14 protein-coding genes are annotated in these 21,663 nt (G+C 45.2%); 8 read left to right on the forward strand and 6 right to left on the reverse strand.

The genetic code is table 11. The features are described 5' to 3' along the window. On the forward strand, positions 1–394 hold a 394-nt coding region (locus Q0R37_RS06820; protein WP_294752732.1), incomplete at its 5' end, for a 3-hydroxyacyl-CoA dehydrogenase family protein. An 89-nt stretch (positions 395–483) separates the two neighbouring features. On the opposite strand, the gene Q0R37_RS06825 is transcribed toward Q0R37_RS06820, so the two are convergent. Next, positions 484–3,753 carry a glycoside hydrolase family 11 protein gene (locus Q0R37_RS06825; protein WP_294752734.1) on the reverse strand — a complete coding sequence of 1,090 codons (3,270 nt, stop codon included), beginning with the start codon at positions 3,751–3,753 and terminating at the stop codon, positions 484–486. Between the two features lie 360 nt (positions 3,754–4,113). On the opposite strand from Q0R37_RS06825, the gene Q0R37_RS06830 reads away from it, so the two are divergent. From Q0R37_RS06830 to Q0R37_RS06840, 3 genes are all read left to right on the forward strand, one after another. Beyond that, positions 4,114–4,296, forward strand: a complete 183-nt coding sequence (locus Q0R37_RS06830) for a hypothetical protein (RefSeq protein ID WP_294752736.1) — start codon at positions 4,114–4,116, stop codon at positions 4,294–4,296. A gap of 109 nt (positions 4,297–4,405) precedes the next feature. After that, complete coding sequence (locus Q0R37_RS06835) at positions 4,406–4,684, forward strand: hypothetical protein (protein WP_294752738.1); 279 nt, start codon at positions 4,406–4,408, stop codon at positions 4,682–4,684. A gap of 243 nt (positions 4,685–4,927) precedes the next feature. Further along, positions 4,928–5,173 (forward strand): hypothetical protein, encoded by a 246-nt coding sequence (locus Q0R37_RS06840; RefSeq protein WP_294752740.1) that lies wholly within the window; start codon positions 4,928–4,930, stop codon positions 5,171–5,173. An 87-nt stretch (positions 5,174–5,260) separates the two neighbouring features. Here the strand turns inward: Q0R37_RS06840 and Q0R37_RS06845 are convergent, their stop codons facing one another. Beyond that, on the reverse strand, positions 5,261–6,400 hold the full coding sequence (locus Q0R37_RS06845) for a glycerate kinase (RefSeq protein ID WP_294752741.1): 1,140 nt from the start codon (positions 6,398–6,400) through the stop codon (positions 5,261–5,263). A 571-nt stretch (positions 6,401–6,971) separates the two neighbouring features. Here Q0R37_RS06845 and Q0R37_RS06850 point away from each other — a divergent pair. Beyond that, positions 6,972–8,663 (forward strand): dockerin type I repeat-containing protein, encoded by a 1,692-nt coding sequence (locus tag Q0R37_RS06850; RefSeq protein ID WP_294752743.1) that lies wholly within the window; start codon positions 6,972–6,974, stop codon positions 8,661–8,663. A gap of 86 nt (positions 8,664–8,749) precedes the next feature. Here Q0R37_RS06850 and Q0R37_RS06855 read toward each other — a convergent pair whose 3' ends face one another. Together Q0R37_RS06855 and Q0R37_RS06860 are read right to left on the reverse strand one after the other, a co-directional pair. Beyond that, positions 8,750–10,585, reverse strand: coding sequence for a dockerin type I repeat-containing protein (locus Q0R37_RS06855; RefSeq protein WP_294752745.1), 1,836 nt, complete (start codon positions 10,583–10,585; stop codon positions 8,750–8,752). After that, positions 10,569–11,561: a radical SAM protein gene (locus Q0R37_RS06860; RefSeq protein WP_294752746.1), complete on the reverse strand. Its 993-nt coding sequence runs from the start codon at positions 11,559–11,561 to the stop codon at positions 10,569–10,571. The genes Q0R37_RS06855 and Q0R37_RS06860 overlap by 17 nt, the downstream gene beginning before the upstream one ends. Positions 11,562–11,914: 353 nt before the next feature. Here Q0R37_RS06860 and Q0R37_RS06865 point away from each other — a divergent pair, with 353 nt between their 5' ends. From Q0R37_RS06865 to Q0R37_RS06875, 3 genes are read left to right on the forward strand one after another with little or no spacing between them, the layout of a single operon-like run. Further along, positions 11,915–12,832, forward strand: coding sequence for a MoxR family ATPase (locus tag Q0R37_RS06865; protein ID WP_294752748.1), 918 nt, complete (start codon positions 11,915–11,917; stop codon positions 12,830–12,832). Positions 12,833–12,874: 42 nt separating this feature from the next. After that, positions 12,875–14,041, forward strand: coding sequence for a DUF58 domain-containing protein (locus tag Q0R37_RS06870; RefSeq protein WP_294752750.1), 1,167 nt, complete (start codon positions 12,875–12,877; stop codon positions 14,039–14,041). After that, on the forward strand, positions 14,038–16,245 hold the full coding sequence (locus tag Q0R37_RS06875) for a transglutaminase-like domain-containing protein (protein ID WP_294752752.1): 2,208 nt from the start codon (positions 14,038–14,040) through the stop codon (positions 16,243–16,245). The genes Q0R37_RS06870 and Q0R37_RS06875 overlap by 4 nt, the downstream gene beginning before the upstream one ends. Before the next feature lie 128 nt (positions 16,246–16,373). Here the strand turns inward: Q0R37_RS06875 and Q0R37_RS06880 are convergent, their stop codons facing one another. Together Q0R37_RS06880 and Q0R37_RS06885 are read right to left on the reverse strand one after the other, a co-directional pair. Next, positions 16,374–17,492 (reverse strand): endo alpha-1,4 polygalactosaminidase, encoded by a 1,119-nt coding sequence (locus tag Q0R37_RS06880; RefSeq protein ID WP_294752755.1) that lies wholly within the window; start codon positions 17,490–17,492, stop codon positions 16,374–16,376. 399 nt (positions 17,493–17,891) lie between these two features. Beyond that, complete coding sequence (locus Q0R37_RS06885; protein ID WP_294752757.1) at positions 17,892–21,524, reverse strand: hypothetical protein; 3,633 nt, start codon at positions 21,522–21,524, stop codon at positions 17,892–17,894. Positions 21,525–21,663: the final 139 nt, after the last annotated feature.

A 21,663-nucleotide genomic window follows, 5' to 3' on the forward strand; every position in this document is an offset into this window, starting at 1 on the left:
AGCGAATATAGCTGAGATAATGGGGCACAGCGATACTTCCGAAGATACAGTTCAGAAAGCAGCCGCATTTGCCAACAGGATAAATATGATCCCTTCTGTTATCCGCAAGGAACAGAAAGGCTATATACTTAATTCGCTGCTCATCCCCTTCCTTCTTTCAGCGCTCAAGCTTTGGGCAGGAGAGGTCGCATCTTTCAGTGATATAGATAAAACATGGAAGCTGTCAACAGGCTCAAAGCACGGCCCCTTTGAGATCATGGATACCGTCGGAGTCAATACCGTATATGCGGTCGTTGTAACAAATCCCTCTGCAAATCAGGAAGGAACTATGGAAAACCTTATTGCGAAAAAGCTCAGAAAGATGATAGAATCGGGCAGCAGATTTTATTCCTGAACGAACAGCTGAAGCATAATCATTATAGCATAAAAAACAGTCGTAAGAATTATTCTCTTACGACTGTTTTGATTTTATAAACTTATATTTTATGATACTTTCGCATTTACTTCGCTGCCGCCCCATTCAACCACGGTAAAGCCCTTTCTCTCAAAGGTCTCAAGCCGCTGAGGTTCAATATCCACTGCATCTTCAAGCGGTATATAAGTCATGAATATACGAAGCATACTGTCTGGCTTCGGAGTGATATCCAGCTTTGCCGCATTTGTATAGATATCACCCTGGAAGGAAATAAGGTTATACTCGTTATATTCCATTTTAGGCAGCCAGTATACTATGAATTCATTCATTTCTTCTTCGCTGAGTCCCATGTAGGTGAGTTTTTCCTTGAGGAAGCTTTCGGTATCGCAGCCCGCAACGCAGAAGCCCTTTGAGAAGTCAAATACCGTGCTTGCGTTCACGCTGTCCCAGAAGAGGTATTTATGGTGAGTACCGTCTGCTTTGTTGAGAAGCGAGCCGTCGGGATAAGCTGTTACGTCCCAGCCGTTGTTATACTTCGGATAAGTTGTTGCCAGCTCTGTTCCCGTGAGTTCAAGCTCAACATGGACATCGGTCTCCTGTTCGGGATAAAGGTAGATAACAGGCTTGCCGAACTGATCGCTGAAGTGAAGCGAATCTGTTATTTTTGCCCAGCCGTAACTGCCTTTATATTCCGTAAATACCCAATCGTTATTGTCGAGATCATAGCCGTATTCGTAAAGCTCTGTATTCTTAGGTACAGTAGCGACGCATTCATAGCTTTCATCGGGACCTGCATATAATTTCAGTTCATCATAGACATACATCGGATATCCGAATCCTGTCTTTTCATCAGGCTCAATATAGCCTGTAGCTTTTCCTTCTGCAATCAGCTTTCTCATCAGACCGAGATCATATATATCCCACTTGCCGTCGCCGTTGACATCATAATCAGTACCCGCCTTGATATCCGCCTTTTTGCCGAGAAGGAAGTCTGACAGCTTACTGATATCATCATCAGTATAAGCAGGGATAAGGTTCTTGACTCTCTTGGCGCTTACCGAATTCACAACTGCCGCGCCTTCATTGCGAAGAACATCCAGCGAGAAATATACGTCATATATCTCATATGTTTCTACTCCCAGTCCGCCAAGCTTTCTGATGATGTCTGCCGCGTCAAAGCTGCCTGCATAACGTGTAAAGCCGTCGGGAACATCCTCGGCATCAACAGCTTCGAGCTGTTTCTGACGCTTGACGATCACAAAGGATAAGTTGTCCTTTGCGACCTCGGGATAATACGCAATAACATCGTATTTAACGCCTTTTGACTCGATAACGCCGAGCTCCTCGGGATCACGGAATGCTCCGTATACAAATTCTGATGTGAGCTCTCCGTCCCATTTATCCGCGATAAGTATATCACAGCCGTAATACTCGTCAGAACCTGCCTCACCCGAAAGACCTTTTGGATTCAGGCATTCTACAAATCCTCCGAGCACCCATTTCGGATCTTTCTTCACTGAAGCAATATCGCCCATATCTATATTATAGTCAACTCTGAGACCTTCATCAATATTACAGCCGATGGAATCGTCATCCCTACAGATATTTGTCATTCCGATCCTGAAGCTGCGTGAACGCTCGATATCATACGACGAGTATGCAGGCGCCTGATACTGCGCCCATGCATAGTTTATTTTCTCACCCGCATAGCCCTTCATTGTCATAGTGTCGCTGCTGATATCATATTTCAGACCATTCACGTAAACAGATCTGTTAATGCCTCCGAGGTCTACTCTTCTTGTTTCTTTTTCATACTCGCCATCGTCTGCAATCCAAAACGGCAAGGACACATAGAGCATTTTCAGCTCTGCGCTGCCCTTTGAGACACCGCCGTTTACCTGAGCAACAAGAACATCGGGGCGTCCGAGCACAACGCCGAGATCATGCACATAGTTCATATAGGACTTGAGGTCATGCATTACATTGACAGTTCCCGCTGAGCCGTTTTCCTCTGCGTCCTTTCTTACGAAGTAATATCTCTGCTTCACCTGTCCCTTGCCTGTTCCGATCAGACTGTATGAAGCATCGTAAACATCGTAATCCACGCCCTCGGCACTGAATTCTCCTATATTTTCAACATATTCAGAGGGCTTCCAGCCCTTGCTGCACGCATCCACGATATACATTTCGGTATAAACGTAGTATTTTGGCAGCTCAATGGCGTCAAGCTTTGCCAGTGTGCTTACCGCAAATGAGCCCTCAACATCAAAATCCATGGTATACTCTATGGACGAGCCCGCCACAGCCTTGTAGGACTGATACGGATCGTACTGCTTTCCGCGCTCGAAAGTGGGATCGTTATTGTATTTGTTTTCTCTTGCGTCCCATTCAGCCTTGAACAATGCATTGGGTATGACCTCCATATGAGAGTTGTCATATCTGCTGTTGACGCCGTAATAATAACCCGTGCGTACACCGTAATCGTAATTGGTAACTGTTAAGGTATCATCTTCGTCCTCGTACTGATCGGGTGCTATCGCAGGGTTTGCTTCGATATCTATATCATACGTATATACAATGGCTTCACCCTTGGAATAGGCGCTCTCAAGGAATATGCCCACATCGGTCAGCTCACCGATATAGATCCCTGCATCGGATATCGCTTCAAGCTTATCCGATATACTTATCCTTCTCTGATCCTCTGTATCGTTATTGATAGAAAGCGGCTCATTCCTGCGGCAGATGACAGTCCTTCCGTTATTATCATCATTATCCTTTGAATAGATCGTATAGGAAACACCTTTTGACTCGCCTTTGACTCTGACGCCGAATTCAGTATCATTGAATGTTTCTTCCGAATCAACACTGCCGATCTTGCTGTACTTACCATCCTTTTCAATGATGCTCCTTCCGTCTGCGGAATCGTCGATCTCAAGGATGTCGATAACGTCGCCCTGAGTATTATGAAGTCTTATTCCCAGCCTTACATAGCCCTTTTCCTTATCGGTGTAGCCTTTTGTATCTATCCTTTTCCAGTACTTGTAGCTGAAGTCTCCAAGGGATGTGTACATTACGGGATAATCGAACTTCAGACCTCTTGAAGCTGAAAAGTCCTCTTCATTATCCCATCTGCAGTTAAAGCATCCTCCGGGCTCCAATGCAAAATCGGGCTGACTGTCCTTGTCGTTATTGACCATCTCAAAGTAATAGCCCTTGTCGATACCGCTGCAGTTATGGTCGATAATGATATCGGCATTTGCTTTCTGAAGCGGTATTCCCGAAATACACAATGCCGCAGAAACAACAGCGGATAAAAAGCTTTTTGTGCACTTATTCATAAAAAAATCCCTCCCTGACAGCCATATAGGCCGCCGTAATATTATACAAATTATACATCATTTGTTCAAGAAAATCAAGTATAATATTGCGGTTTCCTGTCATAAACCTGCCAAATTTGAAGCGTACCGAAAAAAATATCACATCTCAGCTCATGATATTCACCTGTTCGTTTTTGATACATAAAGTATCATTAGGCGTTATGCATCAAGGGCAGTAAGTGTTTTTGTAGAAAACGACTATTTCCGTCATTTACAGCTGTTTATAATAAAAAATTCACATTATCACGGAAAGATAGTGCTATAATTAATGTGTACTCAATAACTGCCGTTAGGCCGCACATTAAAAAGGAGGAATTTTTCATGGACATCAAAAAGGCATTATCTGTCACAGCCGCAAACACTGTGCGAACACCCGCTTCGCCCATTACAGACTTTAAAGACCTGCCCGCAAACAATGCTCCCGCTTATTTCAGTGCAGGCGGCAAAGCAGACAGATACTGCTCTGCAAAAGCTTACGTGAAAAGCTCCCCGCATTACTCCTGAATCCGTGAACACGATCACAAAATGAATCTAAAGCAATCTCACTCTGTTTTATTATGCATATATTTCTGTACGCCGAAAGACTTAATGCTATTAAAAAGGAGAATGAAAAATGTTTGATATCAGATCCGAACACGTATACATCGAGCTTGTAAAAATATGGAACAAGTATCCGAATATCAAGACCGAATATCTTAAAGAAAGGGACAAAAAAGAAAAGAGCATCAGCCTGTTCATACAGGACAGGTTCAGCAAGTGTTTTGATGAGATGCTACAGATATACGAGCGCTACTACGGCGAAAACTGCAACGTATCACACGTTGAGAAAAGGGAATTCTATCTGCGCTATTTCGGTACGTTCCGCAGCATAGGACCCGAGGAATCGGATTGATTTGCATTTACCGCATCATAAAGACAGCCTGCCCCGCTTTGTACGTGCAGTACAGAGCGGGGCAGTTTCGCAGCTTTTTCAAAAAAATTCCCGAAAAATATGACACTTTGTTTCTCCGCTTCGATTGTTATATTATAAAAGGCCTTTTAAAACAAGACCTACTACAAAACCCAAAGGAGAAATCATCATGAAAAAAACAGCAATTATCATTACACTGTCAGCAATTCTGTGTTCATTCGCATCATGCAGCAGATCAGAGGTCATAAACAGCAATTCGGGTACCGCATTTTTGTCGGATACGACCACTTCGGCGGCTGCAAAGACAGCGGAAAAAGGTACCTTATTGAATTCGAGGAAGGAAATACCGAGCCTACGGAGACAGTAAAATCCACAGACGCATCTGCTGAGTTCATACTTGAAGGAAATCACCTTTTATGGAACGATCTTATGGAACAGCATCATGACCCCATGCTTTTCGGCAGGATGTAATGCTCGGATAACAGCAGCAGAGACCTCCGACCTTCACGGGATACTGCTCCGAAAACATGAAACGTCAATCGAGTTACTGCTGTCATCTCACCGTGAGAATGATCTTATCAGCCTGAATACCTGTTCAGCCGTATCGGCAAGATTGCTGTAAGCGCAGCTCTTGTCCATAGCCTTATCGAGAGTCACGACCTGTCTCAGTATGGGAAAGAACGCATCTATCCCCTGACGGTTGCAGACATCAGCTCCGTTTCTTACAGCGCCGCTGAACGCTATAACGGGCTTACCGTATTTCTTTGCAGTTCCCGCAATACCTATGGGAGCCTTTCCCATAGCAGTCTGGCTGTCAAGGCAGCCCTCCCCCGTTATCATTATATCAGCGCTTTTGATTTCCTCTTCAAGCTTTGTCTCGCGCATTATCAGTTCAACGCCCGATTCAAGCTCCGCATTGAGGTAATACATCAGCGCAAAGCCGAGACCTCCCGCAGCGCCTGCACCTGCCGCATCGCAGGAAGCCGCAGGACAGAAACACCGTGTCAGTTCGGCATAGCTGCGGAGATACCCGTCCATACGCTTTATCATTTCGGCATCTGCGCCCTTCTGCGGCGCAAATACCGCACTGCACCCCTTATCGCCGCAAAGAGGATTGGTAACGTCGCAGGCAACATGAAATCTGCACTCTTTAAGTTCAGGCACAGTATCGGTATCAGTTATTTCCGCAAGCTGAGACAGTCCCTTTGCACCGTATCCCACCTGCTCGCCGTTCCTGCCGAGCATACCGAAGCCAAGTGCCTGCAAACAGCCGATGCCGCCGTCATTAGTCGCGCTTCCGCCGATACCGATGATAAAATCGCGGCAGCCGTGACGGATAGCGTCAAGTATAAGCTCACCCGTACCATAGGTAGTGGTGAGCATCGGATCACGTTCATTCTCCGAGAGGAGAGCAATACCCGAAGCCGCCGACATTTCGATGACGGCGGTCTTATTTTTCAGTATACCGTATACCGCCCTGATGCGCCTGCCCACAGGATCGGTCACCTCAGCTTCACGGAACTGCCCGTTCAGTCCCGTAACAAGAGCCTCGACCGTACCCTCACCGCCGTCCGCAACAGGGCGTATTATTGTCTCAGCGTCCGTGAATACTCTGTGTATGCCTTCTGCTGCGGCTCTGCCCGCTTCCAAAGAAGAAAGACTGCCTTTGAATGAATCTATTGCGATAACTGTTTTCATTTTTATCCTCCGCTGATGAATTTCTGCGTCTATTATAACATCTTTGCGAGGTCTTGTAAATGCCTTTGATCTGTGTTATAATATGTTTGTATCAAATAACTGATAGCATAAAAGCTTCTGCGATAAGCGTAGTCAGAAGGGAGATATTTTTATTACGGTCTGCTGATATTCCTTTCAGATCAACCGCACAGGCATTTGTCACTGCCGATATACGGCTGTGCAAAATGTTATATAATTTTGCACTGTTTTGTTATTATTTGCCAATATTTTCAAACCACACGATCATTCTGCACTTTTTACTTCGTTATTTAACGCACTATTTCGTATAATATTATTAGACGGATATATTTCAGGGGGAGGTGTAAATATATCCGCTCAGAGACTGAGCTTCAGCTCTGAACGCGCTGTTCTGCGCGTATCTGTGATATTATCACGAAGGGGGGCGTGTTCAATAAAACTACATACACATCGCCGGACATTCATAACACCAGATAACAAAGACCTATTTATCATCAAATCAGCACTGTATGATTTGTGAGCTGATCGAAAAACAATCAAACGGAGGAATACCATGAACACGAAAAGATTTATAGCCGGTGCTTTATCGGCAGCCGTACTTATCCCGTCATCTCTCGGACTCACTTCATTAAATCCTGTCATTGCCTATGCTGCGCCGCATAGAGCAGAATCCGCTTCGGAAATATCTGTTTCCGATTCCGAGATCAGTATACATACCGATCAGATATCCCGCGAAGCTGATAAGTCCATAGAGCTTGAAACGGGAGACAGCTGGGAGTATGACAAGAGAGCCCGCACCTACAAATGTGCAGCAGGAAAAACAAAGTATTGCCTTAGTTATAATTTCTCGACCTACGCCCTTGATAAGCAGACCCTGAGCATTACCCTCAGAGTCACGAACAGCAGCATAACAGACACAGCCGAAAAGATCGTTGAGCTCGTTACGCTCAGTACGCCTTCGGGAAATAATATATATTCCTGCACAGCGGAAAAGGACACTAAAAAGTCCACGCCGCAGACCGTCTTTTATACTGTAAAAGCAAGCTTCATATCATATTACGGGAATTCCTTTGTTGCTCTTAATTTTGACAGCAAACTAAAGGATCATGAACTAACGATATCAAACTGCACCGTAAGCGCTGACAATGTAGGCTGTATTTATTCCACAGTCACCGATAACAAGGGACAGAAGCTCCATATGGATCTGAAAAAGAATTCGGGCTTCAGCGACTCAAAATACAATAACTGGCTCAGAAATCTGGGGCGATATACCTCCAGTCTTTCAGCCATAACCGATATAAAGTACGAGGATATCTATATAAGCTTTGACGATCCTTCCGTTCAGCAGCCCACGTCGTGCTGTGATTATGTCGTAAACGAGTCGGGACAGTCTGTCGGCGTACTTATCAAATTCCAGCCCGATACCAGTGGTTTTATATTAGAGCAGGTAATGAACGGTCTGTTTGACTGGGGCATCATGCATGAGATCTCTCACGCATACAGTCACCTCAACGGCAATAACAAAAGCTACGAACAGTTCAATACCACAGGCGACGAGGGACTTGTAAATGTACGCGGTATCACCGCTATCCAGAACTGCTCCGAGCTCAGGAACATCAATATCGGCATAAACGGCATTGATCTCGGCAGCTATAAGCACGCAATGAAAAACAGTGCCGACGTATACGGTTCTAACGGACTTTTCAACCAGTTATACATCTATGACAAGTACGCAAACAGCTTCAGGGAAGGCTGGAACGTGCTTGAAAAGATAACTCACGGTGCAGACAGCGGCATCAGCAGTGAAGCACTGAACGGCGCGATACAGTTCATTTCAGAATCAGGCAAGTATACATACGGCGGCTGGGGCAGTAATTCCATATGCTTCAGCACAAGAGATACACTGAGGTTCATAAATGTGCTTTATTTCCTTAGCACGAACCACCCCGAATATGGCACATCAAAGGATAAATTCAAGAAATTTCTGAATGATTACGTAGGCATAGATATATTTGCTCACTATTACAGAGAGCGGACAAAGAACGATAATTACTATAATCAGAGCATCATCTATTCCGATGTTAACGGAGACCGCGTTTTCAACGAGAACGACCTGCTGGCTTTAAAGAGCTTTGTCGCAGGAAAAAGCGCTCTTGCTCCCGAGGGCGTTTATCAGGCAGATTACAACGGAGACGGCTGTGTAAACGAACAGGACGCCGTTGACATGGAAGAGATGTGGTTCTGACAATACTGTATTCCCGATCATTATTTCCAAACAGATAATAGCAAAAAACAGTCACAGGGCATATTGCCCTGTGACTGTTTTTATGTTTATATCTCTTCCTCTTTCATAACAAGCACGCCGTCGTTCAAAGCCAACCTGCCGACCGCGTCAGGATGCGTTCCCGGTCCCCATGCACTTAAAACGGATTGTCTGTTTACGACCAATTTTCCGTCCTCAGAGCTCAGCCAGTACTGCTCGTCGCTGTCATAAAGCTTATACAGCTTATCGTTATGTACATCATAAACGGATAGGTATAAATTATCCTTGCCGTTTTTCAGCACCGCACATATCTCGGGGAATCCGTCACCGTTTATGTCAGCCAAATAAGCTGAGGACATTTTCTCATCAATGATAAACGTGACCGAACCTGCTTTCTCGTTATCAGTTTTTATAAAGGATATTTTGTTTTCTGTCAGATCCAGCTTGTTGTCGTAAGACTCGGTCCATGTGAATACCATGCCAGGGAAAGCATCAACCGCTATGCTCTCCTCTTTTTCAAGAGGGTATACTTCATCCTTCTGCCATTTGATCTGCTGGGGTGAATTCTGTTTCTTTACTCTTCCCGCAAAGCGCGTTAGTTCTCCGCATTCAAAGGAAGAAGTACTGTAACCGACGCCGTTTAAAATGAAATATGAACCGATCACTTCCACATCAAGCTGCTTCCCGTTATCAAGCAAAATACTGTAAGTACATGAATTGAAACTCAAAGCAAGATAGGAATCGTCTTTTTTATAAAGATCTATACCGCGCAGCAGAGCTGCAGCTTCATTTATCTGCTCCTCGCTGAGAGTGATATACGGATCATTGTTCATAGGCTGAAGCTTTGCCTCTTTTATGTTCTCCGAACTCAGCGAACCGATCTCAGCCATTACAGCGTTTATCTCTTCCGACTCGCTTATATATTTGTCAATATCCTCATATACTATGGAGATACCCTCAGCTCTGACAAAATCAGTCTTGTCTTTTCCGCGGTAAAGCCCGATATGAGAGATGCTTTCGGGATATATACCTGTTACGACCAATGAATAGCCGTCACCGTCGTCTATTTCTATTTTTCTGTTATTCCCCTTATTGTAATCCGTAAAGCTTTTGAGGTCATACTCTTCAAGATCAGCCCATGTGATGTCAGAGCCTTTTTTTGCAAGCTCCTTCACATCTGCTATCGTCATTTTCTTTTTACATTCACTTGTATCGCAGTCTGTTTCGGGCAGTCCGAGCAGCTTCCTCTGTATGATCTGAGCATCACCGACAGTCAGGCCGTTGCCGTCCATATCCGCATTTTCCTTGCCCTGTACTGTAATGCGAGTGTCAGCTGTGCCGTTTATGCCGTACTTGTTAGGATTTGCAAGGGACTGCATTATAAGCACGGCGTCAGCCATATCGAGCTGTCCGTCACAGTTCGTATCGCCCTTTGCAGGAGCAATATCCCCAACAAGCGGCGGCAGCTCGGAAGTGGTCGTGGTAGTTTCAATACTTGTCGGCATGGAAGTGCCGACAAAATACGGCATGGTTGTAGTCGTAGTCGTTGTCGTATCGAGCATTTCCATAACACCTGCAAGCGGCGGTATAGTAGTTGTCGTGGTCTCGGCAGAAGTGACCATAGTACCCGTGATCGACGGCATAGTCGTCGTTGTGGTAGTTTCCGTTGTACCGCTTTCAAGAGTCGTCAGAGCAGTTGTTACGGGCTCTGTCATACTGTCGGGAGCAACGATTACACCTGCGGTGCTGACGAGCTCATCTGACATATCAATTATGCTGTCGGGATCCGTTGCCTGTCCCGAGAGTTTCATAAGCTCTTCCGAAGCAGCAGGAGCCGAACCAACCGAAACGCCGACAGTAACGGTCGCTAAAAGCGAAGCTATCTCTTTAGTGAACTTTCTCATTTTTCTTACCTCCGTTTTCCTTTGATATTATTTCAAGCGCAGTCAGGATATGTACCTGTTCTTCCATGCAGGCGGCTTCCGAAATATCCCTTACCGTGCCTGTTGTAGCCATTTTTCGGCAGGCGCATGAATTCCTGCAATATTTTGCTATCTCGCAGCCGCTGCATCTCTCCGAGACCATTGAATAATCTGGATGAGCTTTCCTTGCTTTTTCGGCTTCGATCCCCACCGAAACGTCTCCGCAGCGGTATTCGGGTATATTCTGGAACTGAACGCACGGATAGAAGCTGCCGTCCCAGTTTATGAATATCTTTTTTCTGCATATCTCGCAGAGACTTGATTTGTTTTCCCTGATAGTCTTCTTTTTCGCGGCGAGCTCATACACGAAAAGCCCGGGGATATCAGCGATCCTCCGCCATTGCTCCCTAAGCTCGTCACCGAAGCCGTCGGGATCGTCCGTTACAAGGAAGGCGTCCATTGCCGCAGATACCTTTTTCACGCCGAGAGCTTTCAGATACATGATATTATCATAGAGCTTCGGGAGCGTCTGAGCCGTATAAACGAGCTGCACAAGGGTCTCGGGCTGATATTTCAGCAGCAGCTTAAGATTTGCGTCAAGGACTGCCGTGTCCGCACCGCGGTCGGTACATTCCCTGCCGTCGTGGGACATATTTATGATAACCTTTCTGTCCGCGCACCACTTTATAAACTCCTCGTCGAGCAGCGTTCCGTTCGTAGTTATTACGAACTCCTTTGCTTCAAGGTTTTCGCAGTAATACTTTACCGTATCCTTATAGAGCAGCGGTTCGCCGCCGAAGAGATAAACTGTCCCCGCATCACCGCGGCTTTTTATAAAATCCGCTATCCTGACACGCATTTCATTGTTTATAGAGCCATACACGGTATTGAGATGCCTTTCGTAGCAATAGCTGCATCTCAGATTGCATTTATTCGTTATGCTTATAGTGTAATCCATAGTATCAACTCTTTTCCCGCAAGCCTTCTCTTAACATCAGTATAATACATTTCTCTTAAAAGTGCAATATAATACAAAAAAATAAATATCACAACAAAATACTGTTTATTTATTAGACGTATGAGAATCACATTTCTCTCACAGTTTTAAAAAATTTTCAAGTTTTTTCTCCCCGACAGCTTTCCGCGCGAACCGAAAACGCCTGCTTTTTCAGCTGTTTCCATTGACTTTTTCCGCCTTCATATGGTATAATTCTGATATAGACAGTGATCGTTAAAAAAGTTCGTCATGTATGAAAGATGTATAAACATTCAAAGAATAACTTCGGCAGCGTTTAAAAGGAGGAACTGTAAATGATAAAGAAACTGAAAGCACACATAAGCGAATACTTCGTGGGAAAAGAAGAAATAATCGAAAATCTGCTTATCTGCCTCTTTTCGGGAGGTCATGTCCTCTTGGAGGGTATCCCGGGAGTCGGAAAGACCACCCTTGCTTCCACACTTGCAAGATCTGTTGAATGTGACTTCGGAAGGATACAGTTCACTCCCGATACTCTGCCCACCGATGTAATGGGAACAGAGATATTCAACATGAAGACAGGCGAATTCGAGTATCGTGAGGGCGCGATAATGCATCAGATAGTCCTTGCCGATGAAATAAACCGTACTTCCCCCAAAACTCAGGCAAGCCTCCTTGAAGCCATGGCAGAGGGACAGACTACAGTAAGCGGCGTAAAGCACAAGCTCCCTCAGCCCTTCATGGTCATCGCAACACAGAACCCGGTGGAATTTATGGGAACATATCCCCTTCCCGAGGCTCAGATAGACAGATTCATGATGAAGATAGATCTTGATTATCCCGATGAAGCCGAAGAGATCAGAATGACGAAGAATATGCTTGACGGAAAGACCATAGATACCGTCGAAAGCGTCATTACCTCGGAGGACGTCCTAAAGATCAGAGAGCAGGTGGCAAAGGTCACCATAAAGGACGAGGTCATAGGCTATGCAAGGGACATAGCAGAAATGACAAGAGAAGAAAAACGCTTTGTCCTCGGCGCAAGTCCGAGAGCAGTCCTTGCACTTGTAAAAGCCTCTCAGGCAAAAGCCTTCCTCGAGGGACGCGATTATGTAAAGCCCGACGATGTCAAGGCTGCAGCTCCGAACATTCTCCGTCACAGGCTCAGTCTTACCTCGGAAGCAAAGATCGCAAAGGAAAACAAAGACGAAATAATCAGAAAGCTCATCCATAAGACAAAGATACCGCTCTGATGCCACATCCGTTACGAAACACAACTATTCAGAGGACTTTTTATGAAAAGAAACAGAATTATATGGTTTTGCCTGTGGATAATTTCCATTGTCGGGATAAGCCTTAAGGGCGGCGCTGTGACATACGGATTTTTCGCAGTTCTCACCCTTGTCCCGCTGATATCTGTTCTGTATCTGCTGGGAGTATATTCGCTTTTCCATATCTATCAGGAACTTGAACAGCGCTTCGTTTCCGTGAACGAACCCGTTCATTACCGTTTTGCGCTGGTAAACGAATTTCCTCTCCAGTTCGTGGGCATAAGAGTAAGATTTTTCTCGTCATTCTCTTCCATCACCGATCTTGACGACGCAACGGAATACGAGCTCAGGCCCAATTCAAGAATAGAGAAGGAGACCCGCCTTGTCTGCAAATACAGAGGAGAATACGAGATAGGCATAAAGGCCATCGAGATACAGGACTATTTTCGCCTGTTCAGGATAAAGTACAGGAACAAGGAATTCATACACGCTGTTGTAAAGCCTCAGCTGCTGAAAATAGACTCCCTCGGCGGCATAGAGCTGTCAGACGCAGTAAGGGAGTCACAGCGCACTATGTCCGAGCTTGATATAACGAGCCGCGAATATGTTCCCGGAGACGACAGAAGGTTCATAAACTGGAGCCAGTCGGCAAGAACGGGAAGCCTTATGACAAGAAACCTGACAGGTTCAAATCATCAGGAGATAGCCATAATCACCGATACCTTCAGGTACAGCACCGAGCAGTCGGAATTCCTCCCCGCAGAAAACAGGATACTGGAGCTAACGCTGGCGCTCTCGTATTATTTCAGCAGGAATAATATATGCGCCGCAGAGTATCATCTTCAGCAGGACATAGTGCGCCTTATGGTGGAAAGCACATGGAAATTCGAGGAATTTTACAACAACATCTCGGAGATCAGCTTCAGCAGCATGAACACTCACCGTTCCCTTTATGAGTCAGCGATGAGGAGAAGAGACATATTCGACAGCTCAATGGTATTCCTGATACTGTCATTATGGGATCAGGAGACCGAGAAGCTGCTGAAAGAGCTGGAAGCAAACGATCTGCATACAGTGATATGCTTCGTCAGTGACAGCGAAAAGGATATCCCCGATCTTTCGGGACACAAGAGCTGCGATCTTATCAATATCTCACCCTGCGGCGAGTTAACAAAGGAGCTGGGCGAATGAGTACACTGTACGACCTTATAAATATCCTGCCATGCTCTCTGCTGACGGTGATGCTTTTCGGCAGATACGCAGGTATCCCCGAAGGCAGCCTTCTGAGCTATGCCCTTTGTCTGATCTTTTCGTCTGGTATGATACTCCTGCGTAATACAAAGAAACAGAACAGACTTCGCAGCATAGGTATCGTTTCTGTCTTTATCGCAGGACTTCTTCTTGCGGCAGGCAGGGAATACAGACAGTTATTCATAACGGAATACTTCTGGGTCATAAATCTTCTCGGCTTATCAGCCGCAGCCTTTGTGTTCGGCATCGTCATGGATAAGAATATATGGATAAGGAGAGCTGCTGCCGCCGCCCTCCTTGTGTACTGCATCACGGGAACCATACTCGGGCAGAAAATAAGCAAGGAAGTATTTGCCCTCGTATGCTTTGTACTTCTTGTCAGACTTGCAGAGGAAGTGCAGAGGAAATGGGAAAAAAACGGCTGCCCCGATATCAGGGAGCACATAACAAGGATCTCGCCCTTTTTGCTCGCAATGTGTCTTGCAGTCTGCATTATGCCTTTACCTGATAAGCCCTATGACTGGAAATTCGCAAAGAACATATACAGCGCTGCGGCTTCATGCATCAGCAGGATATACGGATATATAACTCATCCCTCCGATGATTACGGACAGGCAGGCTTTTCCGACAAAGGCGGTTTTCTGTCGGGGCTCGGTGAGAACGACGATGAAGTACTTCGCATTTCATCAGATAATAATAATATTACAGATCTCAGGCTTATCGGCTGCATAAGCGGCGAATTCAGAGGGCAGGAATGGGCCTTTGATACGGAAAGCGAAAGCTGTTCACGAATGATCGATACACTTGAGACCTGCTGTGCTGTCAGGAAATTCGGCTCATCTTCCCGATCCGATCTTCTTCAGGGAGCGAATATGGAATGCGAGACCCTCTTCTACAACACAAGGTACATCTTTTCACCTGCAAAGATAAGAATGGGATTCACAAAAGAAAGAAATGACGGACTGAACGAGAAAAACGGCAGTATTATTTCTGAGAAGCGGTTCGGCTATAAGGAGAGCTATAATGTCTCATGCTATGTGCTGAATTATGATAATCCAAATCTTGAAGAACTGCTCAATAATGCCGAGCCTATCAGCAAAGAGGAATGGGATCAGGCTATAAAGTCAGAAAATGTCTTCGGAAAAAGCGGATATTCATATGTGGACTATCAGGAATACCGCAGCGAAGTCTATTCCGAATACTGCCGCTCTTACGGAATTTCGGGAAAGACCGCAGAACTTCTGAACAAGATAAGGAGCAGTTCGTCAAGCAGATACGAAGCCGCGAAAATGCTCGAAGCATATCTGCGGAGTATGGAGTATTCCACGGACTGCGGCCCTTTACCCGACAATGTTTCCGACGCGGAAAGCTATCTTGACTACTTCCTTTTCACCTCGCGGAAAGGATACTGCAAGCATTTTGCAACTGCTTTTACGCTTATGGCACACGAGCTGGGTATACCCTGCCGATATGTTCAGGGATATTACGTACATAAGGGAAGCGGTGATGATATTATCGTCACACAAAACGACGCTCACGCATGGCCCGAGGTATACTTTGACAATGCAGGCTGGACAGCCTTTGAGCCCACCCCCGGGTACAGCGTTTCTGCGGGCTGGGATACCGTAAATAACAGCTCTTATGTATTCAACTCTCATGATCCGTATTCGGAGCTGTACTCAAAAGCCGAAGAAGCTCCCGAACTGTCCGAAAAGCCCGAAAGCAGGAATTCAAAGATAGATCCCCTTATTTTTATTATCCCCTCACTATCGGTAATAACTTTCCTAATTCTGCTCTGCGTCATAAGCCGTTCGGCTGCAAAAAACAAGTATAAACGAATGAGCAGCCATGACAAGATCAGATATCTCACACAGCGCAGTCTGCGCTTTCTCAGCTATCTCGGCTTCCCAATGGAGGCTGACGAGACCCTGTCCGAATTTTCAGACAGGGTAATGAAGTCTGACAGGCAGGACATCAAGGACAATCTCGGCTTTATCCCTGTATACGAAACCGCCCTGTATTCCGACAGACAGATAACAGAAGCCGACCTGCTGTCAGCAGAAAAAATGAACGCTGCTCTTCGCGGACTTGTAAAAAACAGCAAGCTGCGCTACAGGATTCTGCTTATGATATCCGGCTTATAAAGACCTTGCAGGGGACGACGTCCCCTGCGTCCCGTTTTGCAGGAGCGGATATTATCCGCCCGATATTCCAAAACAAAAAAAGTCATAGTAATTCCGACTGATTATCAGAATTGCTATGACTTTAATTTTTATTTCAGCGGGAGCGTTTCCACGAGCCTGAGCAGATACCTTTGTATCGTAAGAGCGTCATATACGGTAAGTCCGCTTACGCCGTCAACATCTCCGTTGACTCTTCCCTGCTCTGTGATATGGCTCTTATCGCTTCCGCCGCTGCCGTACTTGTTCGGATTTGCAAGAGCCTGCATTATAAGCACGGCATCGGACATATCCACAGCATTATCAAGATTGGCGTCGCCTGCCGCAGTCCGCGTTTCCCTAAGTAGCTGCGAGCCCTTCTCCTGTCCCGGAGCTTTAAGCTCAAGAGAAGACGAAGCATAGTATGTATAGCCGTTCTCGGCGCAATACTCCTTTACAGCTTCAATAGTACTGCTGTTTTTCGTGTATTCAAGCAGGTAAACGTCCATACCGAGGTCACTGACAAGCTTGCAGTAATCCTGAAAATACTTTCTGTCCGAAGCTGTATTTTCCGTAAAGGAATTATCGTCCCAGTTAATGGCACTGAATACGGATTCCTGATTTTCAGCGTCCATAACAGCGCTCAGATCGCCGTTCCTCCCGGCGTATTCCTGAACATAGGTATCGCCGCCGTTTATGATAACATAGGTGCCGTACCTCTTCAAGCCCTTGAGTATTTCTGTAACTCCGTCATAAATCCTGTCATTATTGAAATTATAGTACACATCGCAGTTATCAACAAAAAGTCCGTCAACGCCCTTGTCAAGTATTTCCTTTGCGAGCTTTTTCACGATAAAATCCTGCCACTCCTTCTGAGAAACATCCACCCATCGTTCATCCTCCCAGTTCTCATACACACCGAGAGTATATTTGCTGTACGTATCAAAATAGGAACGATACTCCTCAACAGAGCCGATATTGATATAGCTGTAAACGATGTGTCCCGACTCCTTCAGCCTGCTTATCTGAATATCCGAGAAGGACTGAGCGTCAACGACTATCTTTTTATAGCTTTCCATATCGGGGATATCCTCGGGCTCTGCTCCGAGAAAAACACCGTACTCATACCTGATAGCTGCTGCATCGGTCCTCAAGCTGCATGAACTGCCGAATACTGTACCGACACATAAAGCAGCAGCTGCTATCTTCTTCATTACACTGCTGTTATCCATTTTTTCTCTCCTTAGACTCATTTTTCGGAACCCCTGTCTCTGAATAAAGTACATATCCCCCGAGTTCAAATAAAATAGCAGTCTTGTTTCGGATATTAGTGTAAAAAGCGGTATTATCCGCGAACTGTGATATGTATTATAAAGTTATCATACAATAAAAGCAAAAAGCACCGCACCTGTAAAGGATGCGGTGCTTCTTCAGCCAGCCGATTCTAAAATAACAAAGGATTAGCCCTCATCTTCTACTATTATAGGAGATACTGTGATAACATCCTCTGCATCAAATGCAACTATCTGAAGTTCTGCCTCTACATACTTGCTCATAAAAACACCTCCAATTCATCAAGCAAAATAATTATATCCCCGTATTGCCGATAGGACAGCATAATTATAAACTTATCAGTTGACAGCTCCCTGCAATTCACTTACCTTTGCAGATTTAGGCTCGGTATAGATAGTCTTTGTAACGCCGTTGTATGAAACGGTTATGTAACCGACTGCCCAGATAGTATTGTCATCAATTGGTGTTACGTTAAGTGCATATGCTGTTCCGTCTGTCTTTGTGCAGGTCTTTGTTACATAGTTTCCGCCCAGTACGAGACCGTTCTTGGCAGCTTCAGCATTGTTTACAGCGCCTGTCTTATCATAGATGATACCGTAAGCGTCGATAGTATATCCGTCAGCGATCTGAGGAGTCAGTACAAATCTTGCCTTTGTTCCGCTCTGAAGAACTGCATCTGCAAGATCAACATTGATATTCTCGCTGATAGTAGCAGATGCGAGCTCGCTTACCTTTGCAGACTTGGGCTCTGTGTAAACAGTCATCTCCTGACCGTCATTTTCAACTGTCATGTAGCCGACTGCCCAGATAGTATTGTCATCGATCGGTGTTACGTTAAGTGCATATGCTGTTCCGTCTGTCTTTGTGCAGGTCTTTGTAACATAGTTACCGCCGAGTACAAGACCGCTCTTGGCAGTTTCAGCATTAGTCACAGCACCTGTCTTATCATAGATGATACCATAAGCCTTAACGTTATAGCCCTCGGGGATCTGTGGTGTTAATACAAATCTTGCCTTTGTTCCGTCCTTAAGGACTGCATCTTCCAGTGTTACAGCGTCGTCTGTCAAAGACTTGACCGTCCAGTCAGTGGTGATATAGCCCTTGTAGTTGCCCTTGCCGACGATCTCGATCTTATAAACGCCGGGAGCCTTTGTCTTGACAGGCATTACATAGTAATCCTTAGCAGAATCGCCGCTCTCTTCACCGAGCTCAAGCTTCTTATTGGCAGTCTTATCGAAAATGCTGATCTGCTCAACAGGGAATTCGAGCCACTCGTCAGCGCTGGTCATAATAGTTGTACTATCGCCGAAGTCGAACTCTATGTCAGATGAACGGAGGTGCTTTGTATAGATGCTGAACGACTTACTGTCCTTAAGCACGTCACCCTTCCATGTTTCAACATAGTATGTTCCCACATCGGGAGACAGCTCATTAATGTACTCATTTCCGTTTGAATATCTTACTTCATACTCGTTATTCGGGTCATGGATCTCAAACATATCGGAGATATCCTTACCGTCATAAGTCTTGCTGCCATTATACTGTATGATATCGCCTGATTCCCTGACGATAGACCAGTTAGCTGAAATATGACCTGTATAGTTGCCCTTGCCCCATGCGTGGAGTGTATAATCTCCTACAGAATGTTTCTTGACATCTCCGCCGTACTCGATATAATCGCGGTCAAGGCTGATTCTCTTGCCGTTATCGAGGAAATCAACGCCTTCCAGATCTGTTGTTATATCAACGAAATCGCCGTTAAACTGCACTTCGGGATTACGCTCATAATAATTGCCTGCCTGATTATAGGCATTGTCACTGTAATTACGTTTTCCGACATAAAGTGTGTAGCCTGAGATATCCTTTGGAACTACCGCAAATGTCGGGCAGTTCTCAGGAAGCTCGAACTCATAGTTTGCGCTTACGTTCTCCAGATCATCGCCGTCATCATCAAAGTCATTATCTATTTCATAATAATACTCGCCGACGTTGGCATTGCTGTAACTTGCCGAGATCTGACGGTCGCTGTCCCATGCGTAGAATTTAGGAGTAAAATTCTTGTCAATGTCTGTAGCAAGAATACCTCTGTCGCCGTTCTCCTGCTCGATATCGTACTCTATCTCGGGAAGTTTGTTTTCGCCGTATACCTTTGACTGACCTGCCGCAGGAGTTACAGTTACCTTACGTTTTTCAAAATTGACCTCAACGTGTTTAGCCTTTACGCCTATCTCGGGATTATAGATAACTACCATTCCCTCACAAGGAGCTCCGCAGTATACACCGGGAGAATTCCAGATAAGCTTCTTTACAGTATCAGGCGAATCGAGGATAGCCTGTACCCTTTTGATCTCATCTTCATTGTCGATAGAGCTTGAAGGAGTTATGGTAAACTCGCTTAAATCGGGGATCTTGCCGTCATATGTAGTAAAATACATATTGTATTCTTCATCGTAACGCCAGTTATCATTATCTATATCGATGAATTCCGAGTAATCTTCGTCTATTCCATTATTCCATATAACTATATTCTTGCCCACTGAGGGATCGATTACAGTAAGAGTATACTTAAAGAAGTACTGATTGCCGCCGTATGTGAAATAGCCCTCTTCCTCTTGCAGGGTAGCTCTTTCTTCATCAGCATACAGTCTGACATTTGAATATATTGTAGCTGTATTCTGACACCAGTACATGGAATTAACGCCATATGTAGCTGACTGTACCTTTGATGTGTCTGTTCCTGTAACAGCGATATCCGTATATATACCTTCATCAAAGGTCAGCAGTGACTTCATTGTGCTGTCATTTGCGCCGCACTCAGTACACTCGGGAACGAATCTGATATAAGCAGAATCCATGCCCCTTGCATCGCTGCCGTCTTTTTTGTATTCGGCAGTAATGCTGTGTTCTCCTGCCGCTAATTCAATAAAGCCTTCTGTTTCTCCGCTTGCTCCCGAAAGTATCAGATCGTTGTAATCATAGATATCAATATAGTCACAACCGCTCTCAGAGGAAATAAGATAGTAGATATAAAGCTTCTGTCCCTCGGGAACAGTTACGTTCCATGATTTCTTGGCAGTAGAGTTGTCTCTTGAGTCGTTTTCCAGACGGCTGTTATTATTTTTCCATGAGCCGGGGAAAGCACCAGACTCCGTAAAAGTATAGCCCGATGTGGAAGCAACAGGTGTAACAACATATCCTTCTGTGAAATGATGAGCCTCTTTTGCCTCATCGCCTGCAATGCTGTGTGTTCCGTCGCCGTTATTTATATACCCCTGTACATCCCCGGTGAAGCTGAATGACGCGCAGTCAGAGCCACTATCCCCACTGCCATCTTTTTGATATATTACACGTACATTATCGCCTGCCGCAAGCTCTAAGCTGCCGCTCACATTGCTGCCGCTTGCTTCGACCTTCCGCACATCGTTGACATACACATACAGATAATCCCAGTTTACTTCGCTATCCACATTCCAGTTCATAGTCTGTGCACTGTCAGACACAAACGAATAATAAGCTATCGTATATCCCATTTCCTGATTGTTGCTGGTATAAACACCGTTATTTTCAACAAATGTATTCGCCTCGCGAATTGCATAGAATGATACGTATATAGATTTATATTCTTCGTGTGTTTCCTCATCAATTTCCGTATCCGACTCAACATATCTTACAAAGCAATCACTTGCCAGCGTAAATTCCTCATCATTACCCCAAATTGAAGAATCTCCGTCACAAAACTCAAATCCAAAACCATCGTAGCCCGCAAATGATATCGTCGTTCCTGCGGTAAGGATATCGCCCTCATGAATATCATCTACGGAGATAGTCGCTCCCGCCGCCTGAGCCACAATTCCGATATTTCCCGAGAATTTACCGACAACATCAGCAGGCAGTGTATAAGCCGCTACAGTGAGAACAGAGAGTGCGCCTGCTGCAACTCTCTTGAGTAGATTGTTCCTCTTTTTTTCCATTTCTCATTTCCTCCTATAAAAATATGTTTTCTGAGTGACGAGCCCTGCATACCCCCATAGAATGTTTATCAATGCAGTTATAAAAAAGCGCACTGACAGGGCACACTTATCCTGTCAGAGCGCTTTCGGGACAGTATTG

The sequence above is a fragment of the uncultured Ruminococcus sp. genome (assembly GCF_946415235.1).
GTDB lineage: Bacteria > Bacillota > Clostridia > Oscillospirales > Ruminococcaceae > Ruminococcus.

Excerpts from the sequence above, each read along its gene's own strand:
- Q0R37_RS06860 (WP_294752746.1), bottom strand. The coding sequence starts at position 11,561 with ATGGATTACACTATAAGCATAACGAATAAATGCAATCTGAGATGCAGC.
- Q0R37_RS06855 (WP_294752745.1), bottom strand. The coding sequence starts at position 10,585 with ATGAGAAAGTTCACTAAAGAGATAGCTTCGCTTTTAGCGACCGTTACT.
- Q0R37_RS06885 (WP_294752757.1), bottom strand. The coding sequence starts at position 21,524 with ATGGAAAAAAAGAGGAACAATCTACTCAAGAGAGTTGCAGCAGGCGCA.
- Q0R37_RS06825 (WP_294752734.1), bottom strand. The coding sequence starts at position 3,753 with ATGAATAAGTGCACAAAAAGCTTTTTATCCGCTGTTGTTTCTGCGGCA.
- Q0R37_RS06880 (WP_294752755.1), bottom strand. The coding sequence starts at position 17,492 with ATGGATAACAGCAGTGTAATGAAGAAGATAGCAGCTGCTGCTTTATGT.
- Q0R37_RS06845 (WP_294752741.1), bottom strand. The coding sequence starts at position 6,400 with ATGAAAACAGTTATCGCAATAGATTCATTCAAAGGCAGTCTTTCTTCT.
- Q0R37_RS06865 (WP_294752748.1), top strand. The coding sequence starts at position 11,915 with ATGATAAAGAAACTGAAAGCACACATAAGCGAATACTTCGTGGGAAAA.
- Q0R37_RS06850 (WP_294752743.1), top strand. The coding sequence starts at position 6,972 with ATGAACACGAAAAGATTTATAGCCGGTGCTTTATCGGCAGCCGTACTT.
- Q0R37_RS06835 (WP_294752738.1), top strand. The coding sequence starts at position 4,406 with ATGTTTGATATCAGATCCGAACACGTATACATCGAGCTTGTAAAAATA.
- Q0R37_RS06870 (WP_294752750.1), top strand. The coding sequence starts at position 12,875 with ATGAAAAGAAACAGAATTATATGGTTTTGCCTGTGGATAATTTCCATT.
- Q0R37_RS06830 (WP_294752736.1), top strand. The coding sequence starts at position 4,114 with ATGGACATCAAAAAGGCATTATCTGTCACAGCCGCAAACACTGTGCGA.
- Q0R37_RS06875 (WP_294752752.1), top strand. The coding sequence starts at position 14,038 with ATGAGTACACTGTACGACCTTATAAATATCCTGCCATGCTCTCTGCTG.
- Q0R37_RS06840 (WP_294752740.1), top strand. The coding sequence starts at position 4,928 with ATGCAGCAGATCAGAGGTCATAAACAGCAATTCGGGTACCGCATTTTT.